The organism is Pyxidicoccus sp. M6 (genome assembly GCF_055568925.1).
On record NZ_CM145714.1, the window covers coordinates 865,319 to 880,675 of the forward strand.

The following is a 15,357-nucleotide window of genomic DNA, read 5'->3' on the forward strand; positions in this document are numbered from 1 at the left end:
ACACCACGACGTTTTCCGGATGACACCCACTCGACCATACCCGGGCAAGCGGGTCAGGGTCGGAGATGACCCGGGCTGTGTGCGGCGCACTGAGGGGTGCGGACGGCGGTGGGTGTGGGAATGACCTACAGGGGTGCGGACAGCGCCGGCGCGGGCGGGCCCGGCGGGCCCTGCTATGGCGCCCGCGCTTGCCGGGCGCAACCGGAATTCTTGGAAGAAGAGACGACCCCGGGGCAGGGGGCCGTCCCTTCCTTATATAGAGGATGTATCCGGCGCTCAGTGCGGGAGCGGGGCGTCACCCAGGTCGAGCTTCTGGTTGTCGCCGGGCTTGTACGTCTCGCCCGTGAGGGCGGCCTTCACCATGCCGGCGAGCTGCACCATGCGGCTGCTGGGCGTGTCCCAGTACTCGGCGCGCTCCACGCGCACGCAGAGGAGGGCGAGCTCTGGATCATCGAGTCCGTTGGGGAACCAGGCCTTGAGGGTGGGGTTCCACAGCTCGCGGGCCTTCTCCTTGTCGCGCACGAGGCGGCAGCGGCCGCTGACGGAGACGTAGCGCTCGCGGGAGGGGTCCGCGTACGAGAGATTCACATGGTGGTCGTGCTCCACCTCGTCCACCTTGTGAGAGTGCTCGCGGGTGAAGAACCACAGCTCGCCGTCGAAGTCCCTGTCATGGGTCCACATGGGGCGGCTGCGCAGCGAGCCGTCCTCCTCCACGGTGGTCATCATCGCGACCTTGATGCCCTTGATGAGGTCTCCGAAGTGTTGGACGACCTCGTGCGTGTCCTTCTTCTTGCTCGCCATGGCGGTGCTCCTCCCTGGGCGCTCAAGGTAGGTCGCGCGGAGGGCGGCGAGCATGGAGGGGCCGGTTGCTCGGCGCCAGGGCAGGCAGGCGGTGTGGTAGTGGGCTTGCCGGGCCCGGCGGGTTGGGCCGGCGCGCACGCGCGAAACGCGAGGGTTTGACGGATGCTGAAGACGGCGTGGAACGAGTGGAGCCTCAAGGCGCTGCAATTGGAGACGGCGCTGCTGGCGCTGGAGGAAATCGAGCTGCCGGAGGAGATGCACGCGCTCCAGGACGCGGCGGAGGAGAAGGTGCTGGAGCTGGCGCGCGCGTGGAAGGCGAAGCAGCCGGCGAAGGAGCCGCGCAAGTGGGAGCGGCAGACGCTGCAGTCCGGCACGCCGCGCGACGCGGAGCTGAAGGAGCTGGTCGCGGGCTTCCGCGAGGACAGCAAGGAGTGGACGCTGCTTCGCGCCACCAGTGACAAGCAGGAGGTGGTGGAGACGGTGGTGTCCGAGGGCCGCGCGTGCATGGCCGCGGGCGGCGAGTACTACCTGGGGCAGTGGGACGCGAAGGACTCCGTGTTGGAGGTGGGCCGCGACGACGACGCGGGCGAGCCGGGCACGGGGCTGGTGCTGGAGCCCACGGGCGAGCTCCAGTACACGCCGGACCCGGAGCTGTAGCGCCTCAGCCCTCGAGGACGCGGGCCATGCGGGCGCGCTGCTTCTCGTCGGGGAGGCGGCCGAAGCCGGCGCGCAGGTTGTCGGCGACGTGCTCCGGGCTGCTCGTGGCGGGAAGCGGGCAGTGCACGGCGGGGTGGCCGAGGATGAACTTGAGGAAGAACTGCGCCCAGGTGGTGCAGTCGAACTCCGAGGCCCACTCCGGCACGGGCTTGCCGCGCACGCGCCGGAAGAGGTCGCCGGAGGCGAAGGGCTGCATGACGAGGACCGCCACGCCGTGCTCGGCCGCGGCGGGCAGGAGGCGCGCCTCCGCGTCGCGCTGCGCGAGCGAGTAGGGGAGCTGCACGAAGTCCAGCTTCTCCTCGCGGATGAAGCGCTCCAGGTCGTCGAAGGCGCTGCGCGAGTAGTGGGTGACGCCGACGTAGCGGATGCGGCCCTGCGCCTTCCACTCGCGCAGCATGGGCAGCTGCGTGCGCCAGTCCACGAGGTTGTGGACCTGCATCAGGTCCATGCGGCCCTTGCCCATGCGCTGGATGGAGTTGCGCAGTCCCGCGAGTCCCTCGGCCTTGCCGGTGGTCCACACCTTGGAGGCGAGGAAGGGCGTCTTCAGCTCGCCGAGCGTCTCGAGCAACTCACCCGTGACGGCCTCCGCGCGGCCGTACATGGGCGAGGAGTCGATGAGGCGCGCGCCCGAGGCGAGAAAGCGGCGGAGGACTTCCGCGAGCGGCTCGCGCTCGGCGGGGGTGTTGCCTGCGTCGAACGTCTGCCAGGTGCCGAGTCCGATGACGGGCAGCGCTTCGCCCGTGCTGGGGATGGGGCGGGTGAGCATGGCTTCTCCTCGGGTGGTGGATTTCACGGGTGCGGGAGTGCTGGGCTTCGCGGGTGCGGGAGCGCCGGATTGCGCGGAGGCGCCAGGCTTCGCTGGCGGTGGTGGCTGAGCGGTCTGCGCGGTGGCGATGGACGGGAGCAGCAGGCCACCGAGGCTCGCGGCGAGCAGCTCGCGGCGGGTCGTCGTGGACGAGCGGGGTTGAGCCGGTTCGGAGCGCATGGAGCGAATCTACTGTCGGGCCTCGCGGCGCGGCGCGGCCCGCGAGCGGGGGGATGGACAGGCGACAGTTCCCTCCTCGGTGGCGGTGCTGGAAACGGCCCGGTGACAGCTTTTCGCGGTGCCGGTGTTCCCTTCCGTGAGCGGGGCGGCAACGTCCCCCGATGAATCTCTTTGTGTGGCCCCGGAGCCCGCGCGGTGCGGGCCGGGCCGCTCTCGGAACAGTCCAGGAAGGTCCAGGCGATGAAGCGCAAGGTCTCGGTGTGTGCGGGCGTCATGGCGGCGGTGGTGGCGTTCTCCGCCAGCGCCGAGGAGTCCACGGCAGGCGTGCAGGCAACCGAGTCGGCTCCGGCGCGCCCCGACGCGGGCGGCGACGGGGTGGCGGCTCCCGCCGTCGAAGGTCCCGGCGCGGAGAAGGCCATGACGGTGCCTCCGCTCGTGGACGCCGCGGCGGGCGGCGCGGTGAGCACGGCCCAGGCGGTCCCCGTGGCGGACACGCCGGTGGTGGAGAAGGCGAAGGCCGAGCCCTCCGCGAGCGCCGAGGCCCCCGAGGTCCACATCCCGTTCAGCCTCACGCTGGTGCCGGGCCTCAGCACCTCGGGCTTCCACACGAGCAACGTGGTCAACACCGTGGCCATCGGCCTCGTCGCCACGCACGCGAAGCGGGTGGACGCCCTGGCCATGTCGTTGGGCGCCAACTGGGTGGAGGCCGGGATGACGGGCGCCGCGCTCACGGTGGGCGCCAACGTGTCGCGCGGCCCGGTGTCGGGCGGGCAGTTCGCGGTGGGCGGCAACCTGTCCGGGGGCGACTTCCTCGGCGTGCAGTCCAGCGTGGGCGCCAACGTGGTGCGCGGGGCGATGGAGGGCGCGCAGCTCACGGTGGGCGTCAACACGGTGGCGGGCACCGTGAATGGCGCGCAGCTCGGCGTCGGTGCCAACATCGCGACCGGGGCCGTGCGCGGCGCGCAGCTCGCGGTGGGCCTCAACGTGGCGAGCAGCCCGATGCGCGGGCTCCAGATGACGGCGGGCGCCAACGTGGCCACCGAGATGACGGGCGTGCAGATGTCCTCGGGGCTCAGCTACGCGGGCCACATCTCGGGCGGGCAGGTGTCCATCCTCAACGTGGGCGGCGCGGTGGATGGCGCGCAGGTGGGCATCGTCAACGTGGCGGGCAAGGTGGACGGTGCGCAGGTGGGCATCCTCAACGTGGCGGGCCACAACGAGGGCGAGTCCGTGGGCCTCTTGAGCATCGTGGGCAACGGCCAGGCGAACCTGGCGCTGTGGAGCAGCGACGTGTCGCTCACCAACGTGGGCGTGAAGCTGGGCAGCAAGCACCTCTACACGTTGCTCACCGCGGGCTTCACGCCGCCCCGGGGCGGAGAGCGGCGCCGCTACACGCTCGGCGCGGGCTTCGGTGGGCACATCCCGGTGATGGAGCGGTTCTTCGTGGACGTGGACCTGGTGGGCAGCAGCCTGCACTCGCGGCGGTGGTTCAGTGAGGATGAGAGCGAGCACGTGCTCGGGCAGCTCCGGGTGATGGGCGGCTGGCAGATGGCGCGGCACTTCGCGGTGTTCGCTGGCGTCAGCGCCAACACGCTCGTCACGTGGGACGGCAGCGACCGCTGGAACGACGTGGGCATCGGTCCCCAGTGGCGCGAGGAGTCCGACGGTGGCCGCACCGTCGTGCGCACCTGGCCCGGTGTGCTGGCCGGCGTGCAGCTCTGACGGGAGCGGATCCGCTTCCGCGCGGGCCTCGAGGGACGCAATGCCCGGGACGTGCTTCGGCGCGTCTCGGGCGTTGCCATGTTCTCCCCCGGCGGTGCGTCCCAGCGCTCGCCTGCCTGATGCCCGGTGCATGCTTCAGCACGCCTCGGGCGTCGCCATGTTTCCCATGGAAGCGCGAGGGAGCGGCCCATGGAAGGAACCATGCGGGCGATGGTGCTGCGGGCACCCGGCGAGCCGTTGCGAGAGGAACGGCTCCCCATTCCGTGCCCGGGCCCTGAGGAGCTACTGCTGCGAGTCAACGCCTGCGCCGTGTGCCGCACGGACCTGCACGTGGTGGATGGCGAGCTGACGCGCCCGAAGCTGCCACTGATACCAGGCCATGAAATCGTGGCCACGGTGGTCGGCGCGGGTGAGGACGTCACGGCCTTCCCGCTGGGAACGCGCGTCGGCGTCCCCTGGCTCGGCTGGAGCTGCGGCGAGTGCCGCTTCTGCCTCTCCGCCCGGGAGAACCTCTGCGAGCGGGCGCGCTTCACGGGCTACGACCTCGACGGCGGCTACGCCGAATTCACCCTGGCGCACCAGCGCTTCTGCTTCCCGCTCCCCGCCGGCTACAGCGACGTCCACGCCGCGCCGCTGATGTGCGCGGGGCTCATCGGCTTCCGGAGCCTGCGCCTCTCGGGCGACTCCGAGCGGCTGGGCCTCTACGGCTTCGGCGCCGCCGCGCACGTGGTCCTGCAAGTGGCTCTGTACCGGCGCCGGCGCGTCTTCGCCTTCACCCGCCCCGGAGACACGGCGGGCCAGCGGTTCGCGAAGGAGCTCGGCGCGGAGTGGGCCGGAGGCTCGGATGAACTGCCACCGGAGCCGCTCGACGCGGCCATCCTCTTCGCTCCCGTGGGCGCGCTCGTCCCCGCCGCGCTGCGCGCCGTGGACCGGGGCGGCATCGTCGTCTGTGGCGGCATCCACATGAGTGACATCCCTTCCTTCCCGTACGCGCTCCTCTGGCAGGAGCGCGTGGTGCGCTCCGTGGCCAACCTCACGCGCGCGGATGCGCTGGACTTCCTCGCGCTCGCGCCGGGCGTGCCGGTGCGCACCGAGGTGCAGGTCTTCTCCCTCTCCGCCGCGAACGAAGCCCTCGACGCGCTCCGGCACGGACGCGTGCGCGGCGCCGCCGTGCTGGACGTGGACGCGCGAAGCTGAGCCCGCGCATTCGAGGGCCTGCCCGTCCGCCTGCCCGTCCCTTGGGACACTCCCGCGCGATGCGCAGTCTTCACGGGCCACACGGAGGCGAACCGTTCCATGAAGGCTCCGCAGGAGACCGGCCTCTTCGCCGGCTATGACGATGCGCATCACCCCCTGGGCTCGTACGCGGTGCTCGTCGGCGCGTACGGCGTGTCCGTGGCGTCCTTCCTCGGCTGGACGGCGCGGAGCAGGCGCCGCCTCCCGGAGCGGTTCAACCTCGGAGACCTCGCGCTGTTCGGCGTGGCGACGCACTCGCTGACGCGGCTCGCGGCGAAGGACCAGGTGACGAGCTTCCTGCGAGCGCCCTTCGTCCGCTTCCAGGAGTACTCCCCGGCGGGCGAAGTCGAAGAGGTGTCCCGGGGCGCGGGGATGCAGAAGGCGCTGGGGCAGTTGTTGGGCTGTCCCTTCTGCCTGGGCCCGTGGGTGGCCGCGGGCCTGCTGGCCATGCGCGCCGTGGCGCCGAGACAGGCCCGGTGGCTGGGCTCCGTGCTCGCGCTCTCCGCGGCGTCCTCGTTCCTGCACCGCACCTATGAGTGGCTGGGGCAGGGACTCGCACGCACGCGCGAAGAAGTCCGCGCGCTGAAGGAACGCACGGACCGTGAGGAGGGCGTGCAGTTCCCCACCGCGAGCACTCCGGCGGAAGCCCTGGAGCCGGGCCGCGCGCCCATCCCCGCTCCGAGTTGAGCGCGCGCACCCGACGTGCACGTACACCGCGCCGCACGGGGCAATGCGCCCCGCAGAGGCTGCGGCGCGGGGACATTTCGCCGCAAACGCTGCGGGGGCGAGGTGCGACTCCGACGGGATTCCGCGCGGTTGGCGCTGGCCGGGTTGATGCAATGGAAGAGGGTGCAACCCGATGCCCGATAGGGGCACAACCCGAGGCGGACGATGAAGCGAGCGCTGCAGATTACGTATCGCGGGATGGCGACGAGCGACGGTCTCAACGAGCACATCCGCGACCATGCAGACAAGCTGGAGCAGTTCTTCGACGGCATCGTGGGCTGCCACGTGGTGGTGGAGGAGCCGCACCGCCACAAGCAGCACGGCAAGCACTTCCACGTCCGCGTCGACGTGAGCGTGCCCGGCAGGAGCATCGTCGCCGCGAGGGACCCGGAGCAGCGCACGGAACACGAAGACGCCTACCAGGCCGTCACGGACGCCTTCGACGCCGCGCGCCGCCAGCTCCAGCACTACGCCGCCACGCTGCACGCACACCACGGCTAGCCACGGCGGCGCCCCGCTTCTCCTGCCACGGAAAAACTCAGCCATGGCCTGATGCGGGAGCGCCGTTTCGTGTAGGTCCAGGTACCCAATTCCTGGCGTCCTCGCGCCGGATGCCAGGGATTGGCGAAGAATCCGCAGGCACCCCCTGACGCGGTGCGGGCGGCGGGCGCTATCGTGCGTGCTCTCACGCGATGAATGCCCAGCGCCTCCAGGTGCTGCTGGTGGATGACGAGGAGACCGTCCTCGCCACCACCGCGGCCGTGCTTTCCGATGACTTCGACGTCCACGTCGCGCGCGACGCGGGCTCGGCGTTGAGGCTGCTGGCGCTCGGGCGTTTCGACGTCCTCTGCACCGACTTCCACATGCCGGGCCGCAACGGCATGGACCTGCTGCGCGAGGCGACGCGGCTGCGCCCGCACCTCGCCGGCGTGCTCGTCACCGGCTATCGCGAGTACCTGGACCGCAAGGACCAGGAGCAGGCTCGAGGCCTCTTCTACCTCGTGCTCAAGCCGTACCGGCCCACGGACCTCATCGCGATGATTCGGCGCGCGGCGGAAGCGGCGCGCCTCAAGCGGGAGATGAGCCTCATCACCTCCGGCCTCGCCGAGCGGAAGCGAGGGGTGCGATGAGGCCGTCCGCGCGAGCCACCCGCTCCACCCCCGACCGGAAGGCGGGCGGGCAGGCACCCCGCGTGGCCAGTGCCACCACCCTCCAGGTGTTGCTCTATCATCCACCCGGGCCGCGTCGTCGCGGCGGCGGCCCCACCCGGGCGTGGGGGCATTTCACAGACACCCGTGGGCCGGCGGCCGTGGGGGCAGCATCCCCCGTCCCAGGTCGCACGCCGTTGGAGGGCCCGTCCGCAGTCCGGGCGGGAGGCATTCGATGATGCATGTGCAGGAGGTAGACAACGGCCCGAGGATGGCGCTCAAGGAGCGGGCGGCACTGCTCCTGCGCGAGTACCTGGACCGCGTGTATGGCCGGACGGACCGGCTCCTCGCGTGGCTGACGCTCGTGCAGTGGGCGCTGGCCCTCGCGATGGCGCTGGTCTGGTCGCCCCGCTCCGTCCTTACCCTGGCCCTCCCCGCGGGCGCGGTGCTCAGCGCCGTGCCCCTCGCGCTGGCCCGCGTGTATCCCGGCGCCACCGCCACCCGGCACGTCATCGCCGTGGGGCAGGCGTTCTGGTCCGCGCTGCTCATCCACCTGTCGGGTGGGCGCATCGAGACGCACTTCCACGTCTTCGCCTCGCTGGCCCTGCTCTCCCTCTACCGCGACCCGCGCGTGCTGCTGTCGGCGACGGCCGCGCTGCTGGTGGACCTCGCGGTGGGCGGCGTGCTGTGGCCCGAGTCCGTCTACGGCACGTCCCAGCCGGAGGCGTGGCGCTTCCTGGAGCATGCCCTCTGGATTGGCGCCTTCGACGTGGTGCTCATCTTCGCGTGCCGCGGCATGTGGCGCGAGCAGCGCGAGGTGGCGGTGCGCCGCGCGGAGCTGGAGCTGGCCCGCGAGCGCGAGGGCGCGAAGGCGCGCGAGCTGGACCGGGCCCTGCGCGAGCTGGGCGGCTTCCAGGAGCACCTCATCCGCGTGGAGAAGCTGGCGGCCGTGGGTCAACTCGCCGCCAGCGTGGGTCATGAGCTACGCAACCCGCTCGGCGCCGTGCGCAACGCCCACGCCTACCTTTCGCGCAAGCTGACCAAGGACCCGGCCGGTGCCGTCGAGGACCCGCGCGTCACCCAGTTCCTGGGCGTCATGGAGCGCGAGCTCAACGCCTGCGCGAAAATCATCTCTGACCTGCTGGATTTCGCGCGCGAGCGCCCGCCCGCGCTCCAGCCCTGCCCGCTGCGGCCGTTGGTGGACGAAGCACTCAGCGTGGTGCCCCTGCGCGACGGGGTGCGCATCGTCAACGGCGTCCCCGAGTCCCTGCCCGTGCCCAACCTGGACAAGGAGCAGTTCCGCCAGGTCCTGGTGAACCTGGTGCAGAACGCGGTGGAGGCCATGCCCTCAGGACGTACCGGGGAGGTTTCAGTGATGGCGGAAGGCGGGGAGGCAGGCCCCTGGAGCGTCCGCGTAGTGGACGACGGTTCGGGCATACCCCCGGACGTACTCCCGAAGATATTCGAACCTCTCTTCACCACCAAGACGCGTGGGACGGGCTTGGGACTGGCGATCGTCGCCAACATGGTGCAACGTCACGGGGGCACAATCTCTGTGCGCAGCGAAGCGGGTCGGGGGAGCGAATTCACCATTCAGCTCCCCGCGTCCGCGGCGGCACAGGCCGCGTGATGGAGGAAGTGGCAGTGGGCCCCGCTCGCATCCTGCTGGTCGACGACGAGGAGTCGCTCCGCATCACGCTCGCGGCCAACCTGGAGCTGGAGGGACACACCGTCCTCGAGGCCTCCTCCGGTGAGGACGCCCTGCGCGTGCTCAACGAGCAGCCCGTGGACGTGGTCCTCACCGACATCCGCATGCCCGGCCTGCACGGCGTGGAGTTGCTGCGCCGCATCAAGCAGGAGCGCCCGGATTTGCCGGTGGTGCTGATGACGGCCTTCACCGCCGAGGAGCTGGTGGACGACGCGCTCGCCGAGGGCGCCTTCACCGTGCTGCCCAAGCCCTTCGACGTGGCGCACGCGCTGGACACGGTGCTGCGCGCGGTGCGGGCGCCGCAGGTCCTGGTGGTGGACGACACCGAGCAGGTGGCTCGCGCCATGGTGCGCGCGCTGAGCACGGTGGGGCTGCGCGCGCGGGCCGTCTACAGCGGCGAGGAGGCGCTCGCGTCGTTGCGCTCGGGCGCCTACGACGTGTGCGTGCTGGACCTGGTCATGCCGGAGATGAGCGGGCCGGAGCTGGTGAAGAAGGTGCGTGAAGCGGACCTGTCCGTGGCCGTCATCGCCGTGTCCGGGCACTTCGTGCCGGAGATGCTGCGCGTGGTGGCCGCCCAGGGCGCGGTGGTGTGCATGACGAAGCCAGTGCCCCTGCGTGAGCTGGTGCAGGCCATCGCCCGCGTGCGAGGCCGGCCGCAGGGCCCCTTCGGCGCGAGGAACTGAACGGTTATGTCCGGGCGTGGAGACCTGCAGGCACGGGAGCGGGCGGCGGTGGCGGACGTGGTGGCTTCCACGCTGCGGCATGACCTGCGCAACAAGCTCGCCAGCATCCGCAACGCGTCTTTCTACCTGATGCGGCAGATGAAGAAGACGGAGGTCTGGAGCGCGGACCCCCGCGTGGAGACCTTCTTCCAGCTCATCGAGAAGGAGCTCGCGTCCGCGGAGGAGCTCCTGTCCAAGCGCAGCCCGCCGGCGGCCACGGGCCCCAAGCCGCGCTGCCGCCCGAGCGAAGCGGTGGAGCGCGCGCTGTCCGAGGCGGACCTGCCCGAGGGCGTGCAGCTGAAGAGGGAGCTGGCGGCGAAGGGCGAGGTGGAGCTGGACCGCGAGGATTTCGCGGTGCTGGTGGGTTGCCTCGTGGACAACGCGGTGGAGGCCATGCCGCGCGGGGGCTCGCTCACCGTGCGCACGCGCGACTTGGAGGATGATGGGGTGTCCCTGAGGGTGGAGGACACGGGGGAGGGGCTGGCGCCGGAGGCGTACTCGCGGGCCTTCGAGCCGTTCTACACGACGAAGCCCGGCCATGCGGGTCTGGGTTTGAGCATCATCCACCGGGTTGCGCAGCGGCATGGGTGGAAGGTGGATTTGGGTGCGGGTCCGACCGGGGGCACCTTTGTGGAAGTCGTCTTCACGGGTCCGGACGTAGGGCCCCGCTCGAGGCCCGTGGGCCGCGAGGTGATTCAGGGGAGCAAGTGATGGAGACGAGCTGGACCTTCGGTCGCTGCCTGCTGCTGGTGGAGGATGACCCTTCCAACCGGATGACGCTCGCGGCGCTGCTGGAGGACGCGGGCTTCGCCGTGGTCACCGCCAGCACCTACGCGGAGGCCGCCAGCCTGCTCAACCGGCCGCGCGCGTATGACGCGGTGCTGCTGGACCAGAGCCTCGGGGACGGCTTCGGCACCGGGCTGATTCCGCTGGTGCGCCACCACATGCCGAAGACGAAGGTGGTCTTCGTCACCGGGCACGACGGCAAAATCGACATGCCGGTGGACGCGGTGTTCCGCAAGGGCGGCCACTTCGACGACCTGCTGGCCTTCCTCTTCAAGCTGTTGCCTCAGCGTCCGCTGGGCGCGTAGTCCCGGAGTCCTTCCCGCATGCTTCCTGTGTCTTCTGAACGCGCCGCCCTCGTGCGGCGGCGCGAGCTGCTGGCCCATGCCCTGGGCAATACCCCCGCGCTGGTGGCGTCGAGCCGCCCGCGTCCGCGCAACTACGCCGCGGACCAGTTTCCCTTCCGCGCGGCCAGCCACTTCCTCTACCTCTTCGGGCTCGCGGCGCCGGACGGGCTGGGCTTCTACGACGGCCAGTCGTGGGCGTTGTACCTGCCCGAGCCCGGCGCGGACGACGCGCTGTGGGACGGCGCGGTGCCGGGCTTCGCGGAGGTGGCGGAGCTCACGGGTTGCCCGGTGCGCTCGCGGGCGGAGCTGCCGGCGGTGCTGAAGGGAAGGACGGTGGCGACGCTGCCCACGCCGGACGCGGAGACGTGCCAGGACGTGGAGGCGCTGCTGGGCCGGCCGGTGCGGTACGGGAAGCTGCAGCCGGTGGACGAGCCGCTCGCGGAGGCGATGGTGGCGCTGCGCCTTCGCCATGATGATGCAGCGGTAGCGCAGTTGCGGAGGGCGGCGGAGGTGACGACGCCGTCCCACCTGGCGGGGATGCGCGCGACGCGGCCGGGCGTGCTGGAGGCGGTGGTGCGCGCGGCGATGGAGGCGGAGTTCGTCTCGCGTGACGTGCGTCCGGCGTACCAGCCCATCGTCACGGTGCACGGCGAGGTGCTGCACAACCTGAAGTACCACCACGAGCTGCGCGAGGGAGACCTGCTGCTGGCGGACGTGGGCGGCGAGAGCCCGGGCGGCTTCGCGTGCGACGTGACGCGCACGTGGCCGGTGACGGGGCGCTTCAGCACGACGCAGCGCGAGCTGTACGAGGTGGTGCTGCGCGCGCAGAAGGCGAGCATCGCGAAGGTGCGGCCGGGCGTGGGCTACCGCGAAGTGCACCTCGCCGCGCACCGGGAGATGGCGCGCGGGCTGGTGGAGCTGGGCATCCTCCGTGGAGACGTGGAGGAGTTGGTGACGGACGGGCTCACCGCGCTGCTGTTCCCCCATGGCATCGGCCACCTGCTGGGGCTGGACGTGCACGACATGGAGGACCTGGGAGACCGGGCCGGGTACGCGCCGGGGCGCACGCGCTCGAAGGAGTTCGGGCACCGGTACCTGCGGCTGGACCGCGACCTGGAGCCCGGCATGGCGGTGACGATTGAGCCGGGCTTCTACCGCGTGCCCGCCATCCTGGAGGACGCGCGCCTCACGGAGAAGGCCGGAGACCGGCTGAATCGCCAGGTGCTGGCGCGCTACTCGGACGTGCGCGGCATCCGCATCGAGGACGACGTGCTCGTCACGAAGGACGGCTGCGAGGTGCTCACGGCCGCCATCCCGAAGGAAGCCGCCGACGTCGAGGCGGTGATGGCCCGGCGGTAGCGTCAGCGCTTGCCGCGTCCCCGAGCGGGAGGTGCCGGTGGCGGCGCCTCCTCCTCCACCAGCGAGAGGAGGGAGGAGACGTTGTGATGCCGCTCGATGGGATGTCGCAGCGGCAGCTCCCTCGCGACGGTGTAGTGGTTGCGGCGGCCCTCGCGCTCGCGCTGGAGGTAGCCCGCCTCTTCGAGGTCGCTGACGATGCGCTGGACGGCGCGCTCGGTGATGCCCACGCGCGTGGCCACGTCGCGCAGGCGGATCTCGGGGTCCGCGGCGATGCACAGCAGCACGTGCGCGTGATTCGTCAGGAACGTCCAGGAGGGAGAGGCCGTCCGCTCACTGTCCGAGGTCGCCATGGCGCCGCGAAAGCTAGCCCAGCCTCCCGGCCACGTCAGCTCCAGCTTTCATCCTCCAGCTCGGGGAAGCTCACCTGGCACTTGCCCGGATTCACGCCGTCCACGCGCGCGTAGCCGTTCTTGTTGAGCGTGCCCTCGCGCGTGGAGCCATCCGGCAGCGTCACCACGTACCGCGCATGCGGCACGGGCTGACCCTGCGGGTCCTTCAGCTGGACGGCCAGCCACGTCGGCTCCGGTATCGGAGGCTCCGCGGGCCGCAGAATCGGCACCTCCGCCCAGGGAGGCGGCACGAGCACGGGCCGCTCCACCTCCAGCGCCACCAGCTCCCCGTGGAGGAAGGCCTCGCTGATGCGTTGTTTCAGCCGCTGCTCGTACCGGCTGCGCTCCAGTCCGGACAGCCCGAGCGGCGAGCCGCCACCGAGCGTCTCGTACATCGAATACAGCGTGCGCGCGGCGGATGTGGTCAGCAGATGTTCCAGAGACGAGGTGATGAAGACATCCGGCACACGGTTGTGTTTCATCTCTTGAGACTCGGAATGAATGGCTGGAACCACGAGCCAATCCGAGCCCCGCGCCGGCAACATCCACCGGCGCGTTCCGTGGAAATGCGGCATGTGAACCCCCCCGGGCGCGCAAAATGGACACGCGGGGGAGTTGCGGCTCTGGCGGTGCTGGCGGGGTTGTCCAGCAGGAATCGGCTCTCAGGACGGATGTACAACCTGGGACGTCGGGCTCGACCAGGGAGACCAGACGCCTCCCTTCAGGTGTGAGGCGAGCGACGTGGGCCCCGCCCGGCGGGGCCGTGCACGGTGAGACGTCTCACTTGAACTGGAGTGTCTGCGCGGTGCGGCACGGGTGCCTGCGCCGCGAGGGTGCCTTGACACCCGCGCGAGGCGGCAAGGCTCAGGGAGCCTCGGGCGCGGCCGGCACGCTGTGGGCCAGGACCATCCACCACTTCCCGTCGTGCCACCGGCACACGTCGGTGAAGTTCTGGAGGTCCGTCACCTCGGTACCGTCGGGCAGTCGCACGCGGGCCCGTTGTGTGCCCGTGAGCACACCGGTGTCTCCGAAGGCGTGGGCGTGCAGGGAGACCATCTCGACACCGAGGATGTCTCCGGGAATGGCGGCGACGCTGGAGATGAAGCCCTCGCGGTCCGTCTCCACGTCCCCCGTGCCGCGGAAGACGAAGTCGGCAGGTAACAACTCGCGCAGCCGGGCGGCATTGCGCTCGCGAATGGCCTGGGTGACGGAGCGCTCCAACTCCAGCAGCTCACGGTGGGCACGAGAGGGCTCGGGGTTCATGGCGGATGGGCTCCGAAGGGGAGGGTGGCTGCATGCGCAGGCTGCCAGCAGCGAGACGAACAGGAGCAGACGGGGCATGCGCGGGTTTCAGCACGTTTCCTCGTGCGCGCGCCAGAAAGGCGTCACGTGCGCGGCAATCGTTCCGCGGCCCGGTGGCGGTGCACGAGGGGGCGGGTTAGTGCACGGCCCCGCGTCATCCCCTCACTCCTCACGGGAGCACTCATGCCGCTGAATCACTACGTCACCCTGGGCCGCTCCGGCCTGCGCGTCAGTCCCTTCTGCCTCGGTGCCATGACGTTCGGCGAGGACCTCGGCTGGGGCAGCAGCGTCGAGGTGTCCAACGCCATCATGGACCGCTTCCTCGAGCGGGGCGGCAACTTCATCGACACGGCCAACGTGTACACGCGTGGGCACTCGGAGAAAATCATTGGCGACCACCTGGGCCGGCACCCCAGCAAGCGCGAGCGTGTGGTCCTCGCCACCAAGTTCCTGGGCAACCTGTACCCGAGCGACCCGAACGGCGGCGGCGCGGGCCGCAAGTCGCTGGTGTCCCAATGCGAGGAGTCGCTGCGCCGTCTCCAGACGGACTACATCGACTTGTACTGGATGCACTGCTGGGACATGCACACGCCGATTGAGGAGACGCTGCGAGCGATGGATGACCTGGTGCGCTCGGGGAAGGTCCGCTATGTGGGCGTCTCGGACACGCCGGCATGGAAGGTGGCGCAGGCGCAGGTGACGGCGCACTTCCGTGGGTGGGAGCCGCTGGTCGCGCTGCAGATTGAGTACTCGCTGCTGGAGCGCACGGTGGAGGGCGAGCTGCTGCCCATGGCGCGCGAGCTGGGGCTTGGGGTGACACCGTGGTCTCCGCTGAAGAGTGGAGTGCTCAGTGGGAAGTACACGCGGGAGAACGCGGGGAAGCAGAAGGCGGACCGCGGCGCGTGGGCGGAGAGCGCGCTGAACGAGAAGACGTACGGCATCATCGACGTGCTCCAGCGCGTGGCGAAGGAGTTGGACACCACGGTGGCGCGCGTGGCGCTGGCGTGGGTGCAGAGCCGGCCGGGCGTGACGTCCACCATCATCGGCGCGCGGACGCTGGAGCAATTCGACAACAACCTGGGCGCGCTGGACGTGAAGCTCAAGCCGGAGCACGTGAAGGCGCTCGATGAGGCGTCCACGCCGACGCTGAACTTCCCAGCGGGCTTCCTCCAGGGCGCGCCCATGTTCATGCACGGCGGCCTCTCGGTGAATGGCGTCAGCGCACCCGAGTGGCCCATGGCACCGAAGTCCGACAAGGAGCGCTGGTAGCCTGGCGCCGCGCCGTTCGCGGAATGGACGTTCCATTCCGCGCCGCGCCGGCCCGTGTGCGGAGCGCCTGCGCCACAATCGCAACCGCATTGCCGTTCCACGACGCGCGGAAATCTTCGGCATCGCGGGTGTGAAAAACCGCT

17 protein-coding genes are annotated in these 15,357 nt (G+C 70.7%); 12 read left to right on the forward strand and 5 right to left on the reverse strand.

What is annotated here, in order from left to right; all coding sequences use genetic code 11:
* Window positions 1-276 precede the first annotated feature (276 nt).
* On the reverse strand, window positions 277-801 hold the full coding sequence (locus ACVTJA_RS03685) for a pyridoxamine 5'-phosphate oxidase family protein (RefSeq protein WP_465833818.1): 525 nt from the start codon (window positions 799-801) through the stop codon (window positions 277-279).
* Between the two features lie 162 nt (window positions 802-963).
* Between ACVTJA_RS03685 and ACVTJA_RS03690 the strand changes: the two genes are divergently transcribed.
* Entirely contained in the window at window positions 964-1,458 is a 495-nt protein-coding gene (locus tag ACVTJA_RS03690) for a hypothetical protein (RefSeq protein WP_465833819.1), read from the forward strand.
* A 4-nt stretch (window positions 1,459-1,462) separates the two neighbouring features.
* Here the strand turns inward: ACVTJA_RS03690 and ACVTJA_RS03695 are convergent, their stop codons facing one another.
* Entirely contained in the window at window positions 1,463-2,503 is a 1,041-nt protein-coding gene (locus ACVTJA_RS03695; protein WP_465833821.1) for an aldo/keto reductase, read from the reverse strand.
* A 240-nt stretch (window positions 2,504-2,743) separates the two neighbouring features.
* On the opposite strand from ACVTJA_RS03695, the gene ACVTJA_RS03700 reads away from it, so the two are divergent.
* From ACVTJA_RS03700 to ACVTJA_RS03745, 10 genes are all read left to right on the forward strand, one after another.
* Window positions 2,744-4,225 carry a hypothetical protein gene (locus tag ACVTJA_RS03700; protein WP_465833823.1) on the forward strand — a complete coding sequence of 494 codons (1,482 nt, stop codon included), beginning with the start codon at window positions 2,744-2,746 and terminating at the stop codon, window positions 4,223-4,225.
* Between the two features lie 189 nt (window positions 4,226-4,414).
* Window positions 4,415-5,422 carry a zinc-dependent alcohol dehydrogenase family protein gene (locus ACVTJA_RS03705; RefSeq protein ID WP_465833824.1) on the forward strand — a complete coding sequence of 336 codons (1,008 nt, stop codon included), beginning with the start codon at window positions 4,415-4,417 and terminating at the stop codon, window positions 5,420-5,422.
* Between the two features lie 99 nt (window positions 5,423-5,521).
* Window positions 5,522-6,148, forward strand: coding sequence for a DUF1360 domain-containing protein (locus ACVTJA_RS03710; protein WP_465833826.1), 627 nt, complete (start codon window positions 5,522-5,524; stop codon window positions 6,146-6,148).
* Window positions 6,149-6,352: 204 nt separating this feature from the next.
* Window positions 6,353-6,688 (forward strand): HPF/RaiA family ribosome-associated protein, encoded by a 336-nt coding sequence (locus ACVTJA_RS03715; RefSeq protein WP_465833828.1) that lies wholly within the window; start codon window positions 6,353-6,355, stop codon window positions 6,686-6,688.
* 191 nt (window positions 6,689-6,879) lie between these two features.
* A complete protein-coding gene (locus tag ACVTJA_RS03720; protein WP_465833829.1) occupies window positions 6,880-7,317 on the forward strand; it encodes a response regulator in 438 nt (145 codons plus the stop codon).
* Window positions 7,318-7,573: 256 nt separating this feature from the next.
* A complete protein-coding gene (locus ACVTJA_RS03725) occupies window positions 7,574-8,965 on the forward strand; it encodes a sensor histidine kinase (protein ID WP_465840763.1) in 1,392 nt (463 codons plus the stop codon).
* Window positions 8,962-9,726, forward strand: coding sequence for a response regulator (locus ACVTJA_RS03730; protein WP_465833831.1), 765 nt, complete (start codon window positions 8,962-8,964; stop codon window positions 9,724-9,726). The genes ACVTJA_RS03725 and ACVTJA_RS03730 overlap by 4 nt, the downstream gene beginning before the upstream one ends.
* 6 nt (window positions 9,727-9,732) lie before the next feature.
* Entirely contained in the window at window positions 9,733-10,476 is a 744-nt protein-coding gene (locus ACVTJA_RS03735) for an ATP-binding protein (protein ID WP_465833833.1), read from the forward strand.
* Window positions 10,476-10,856: a response regulator gene (locus ACVTJA_RS03740; protein ID WP_206722448.1), complete on the forward strand. Its 381-nt coding sequence runs from the start codon at window positions 10,476-10,478 to the stop codon at window positions 10,854-10,856. Before ACVTJA_RS03735 ends, ACVTJA_RS03740 begins: the two co-directional genes overlap by 1 nt.
* An 18-nt stretch (window positions 10,857-10,874) precedes the next feature.
* Complete coding sequence (locus ACVTJA_RS03745; RefSeq protein WP_465833835.1) at window positions 10,875-12,254, forward strand: aminopeptidase P family protein; 1,380 nt, start codon at window positions 10,875-10,877, stop codon at window positions 12,252-12,254.
* Window positions 12,255-12,256: 2 nt separating this feature from the next.
* Here ACVTJA_RS03745 and ACVTJA_RS03750 read toward each other — a convergent pair whose 3' ends face one another.
* The 3 genes from ACVTJA_RS03750 to ACVTJA_RS03760 form a co-directional block, all read right to left on the reverse strand.
* Window positions 12,257-12,604, reverse strand: coding sequence for a helix-turn-helix transcriptional regulator (locus ACVTJA_RS03750; RefSeq protein ID WP_465833837.1), 348 nt, complete (start codon window positions 12,602-12,604; stop codon window positions 12,257-12,259).
* A 35-nt stretch (window positions 12,605-12,639) separates the two neighbouring features.
* Window positions 12,640-13,125, reverse strand: coding sequence for a carboxypeptidase regulatory-like domain-containing protein (locus ACVTJA_RS03755; protein ID WP_465833839.1), 486 nt, complete (start codon window positions 13,123-13,125; stop codon window positions 12,640-12,642).
* Window positions 13,126-13,507: 382 nt separating this feature from the next.
* Complete coding sequence (locus ACVTJA_RS03760; protein WP_465833841.1) at window positions 13,508-13,906, reverse strand: nuclear transport factor 2 family protein; 399 nt, start codon at window positions 13,904-13,906, stop codon at window positions 13,508-13,510.
* A gap of 222 nt (window positions 13,907-14,128) precedes the next feature.
* On the opposite strand from ACVTJA_RS03760, the gene ACVTJA_RS03765 reads away from it, so the two are divergent.
* The gene (locus ACVTJA_RS03765) at window positions 14,129-15,214 is read left to right on the forward strand and encodes an aldo/keto reductase (protein ID WP_465833842.1); all 1,086 of its coding nucleotides are present in this window, start codon (window positions 14,129-14,131) and stop codon (window positions 15,212-15,214) included.
* Window positions 15,215-15,357 lie beyond the last annotated feature (143 nt).

Coding starts and splice junctions, on each gene's coding strand:
- ACVTJA_RS03685 (WP_465833818.1), bottom strand. CDS start 801: ATGGCGAGCAAGAAGAAGGACACGCACGAGGTCGTCCAACACTTCGGA.
- ACVTJA_RS03690 (WP_465833819.1), top strand. CDS start 964: ATGCTGAAGACGGCGTGGAACGAGTGGAGCCTCAAGGCGCTGCAATTG.
- ACVTJA_RS03695 (WP_465833821.1), bottom strand. CDS start 2,503: ATGCGCTCCGAACCGGCTCAACCCCGCTCGTCCACGACGACCCGCCGC.
- ACVTJA_RS03700 (WP_465833823.1), top strand. CDS start 2,744: ATGAAGCGCAAGGTCTCGGTGTGTGCGGGCGTCATGGCGGCGGTGGTG.
- ACVTJA_RS03705 (WP_465833824.1), top strand. CDS start 4,415: ATGGAAGGAACCATGCGGGCGATGGTGCTGCGGGCACCCGGCGAGCCG.
- ACVTJA_RS03710 (WP_465833826.1), top strand. CDS start 5,522: ATGAAGGCTCCGCAGGAGACCGGCCTCTTCGCCGGCTATGACGATGCG.
- ACVTJA_RS03715 (WP_465833828.1), top strand. CDS start 6,353: ATGAAGCGAGCGCTGCAGATTACGTATCGCGGGATGGCGACGAGCGAC.
- ACVTJA_RS03720 (WP_465833829.1), top strand. CDS start 6,880: ATGAATGCCCAGCGCCTCCAGGTGCTGCTGGTGGATGACGAGGAGACC.
- ACVTJA_RS03725 (WP_465840763.1), top strand. CDS start 7,574: ATGCATGTGCAGGAGGTAGACAACGGCCCGAGGATGGCGCTCAAGGAG.
- ACVTJA_RS03735 (WP_465833833.1), top strand. CDS start 9,733: ATGTCCGGGCGTGGAGACCTGCAGGCACGGGAGCGGGCGGCGGTGGCG.
- ACVTJA_RS03740 (WP_206722448.1), top strand. CDS start 10,476: ATGGAGACGAGCTGGACCTTCGGTCGCTGCCTGCTGCTGGTGGAGGAT.
- ACVTJA_RS03745 (WP_465833835.1), top strand. CDS start 10,875: ATGCTTCCTGTGTCTTCTGAACGCGCCGCCCTCGTGCGGCGGCGCGAG.
- ACVTJA_RS03750 (WP_465833837.1), bottom strand. CDS start 12,604: ATGGCGACCTCGGACAGTGAGCGGACGGCCTCTCCCTCCTGGACGTTC.
- ACVTJA_RS03755 (WP_465833839.1), bottom strand. CDS start 13,125: ATGAAACACAACCGTGTGCCGGATGTCTTCATCACCTCGTCTCTGGAA.
- ACVTJA_RS03760 (WP_465833841.1), bottom strand. CDS start 13,906: ATGAACCCCGAGCCCTCTCGTGCCCACCGTGAGCTGCTGGAGTTGGAG.
- ACVTJA_RS03765 (WP_465833842.1), top strand. CDS start 14,129: ATGCCGCTGAATCACTACGTCACCCTGGGCCGCTCCGGCCTGCGCGTC.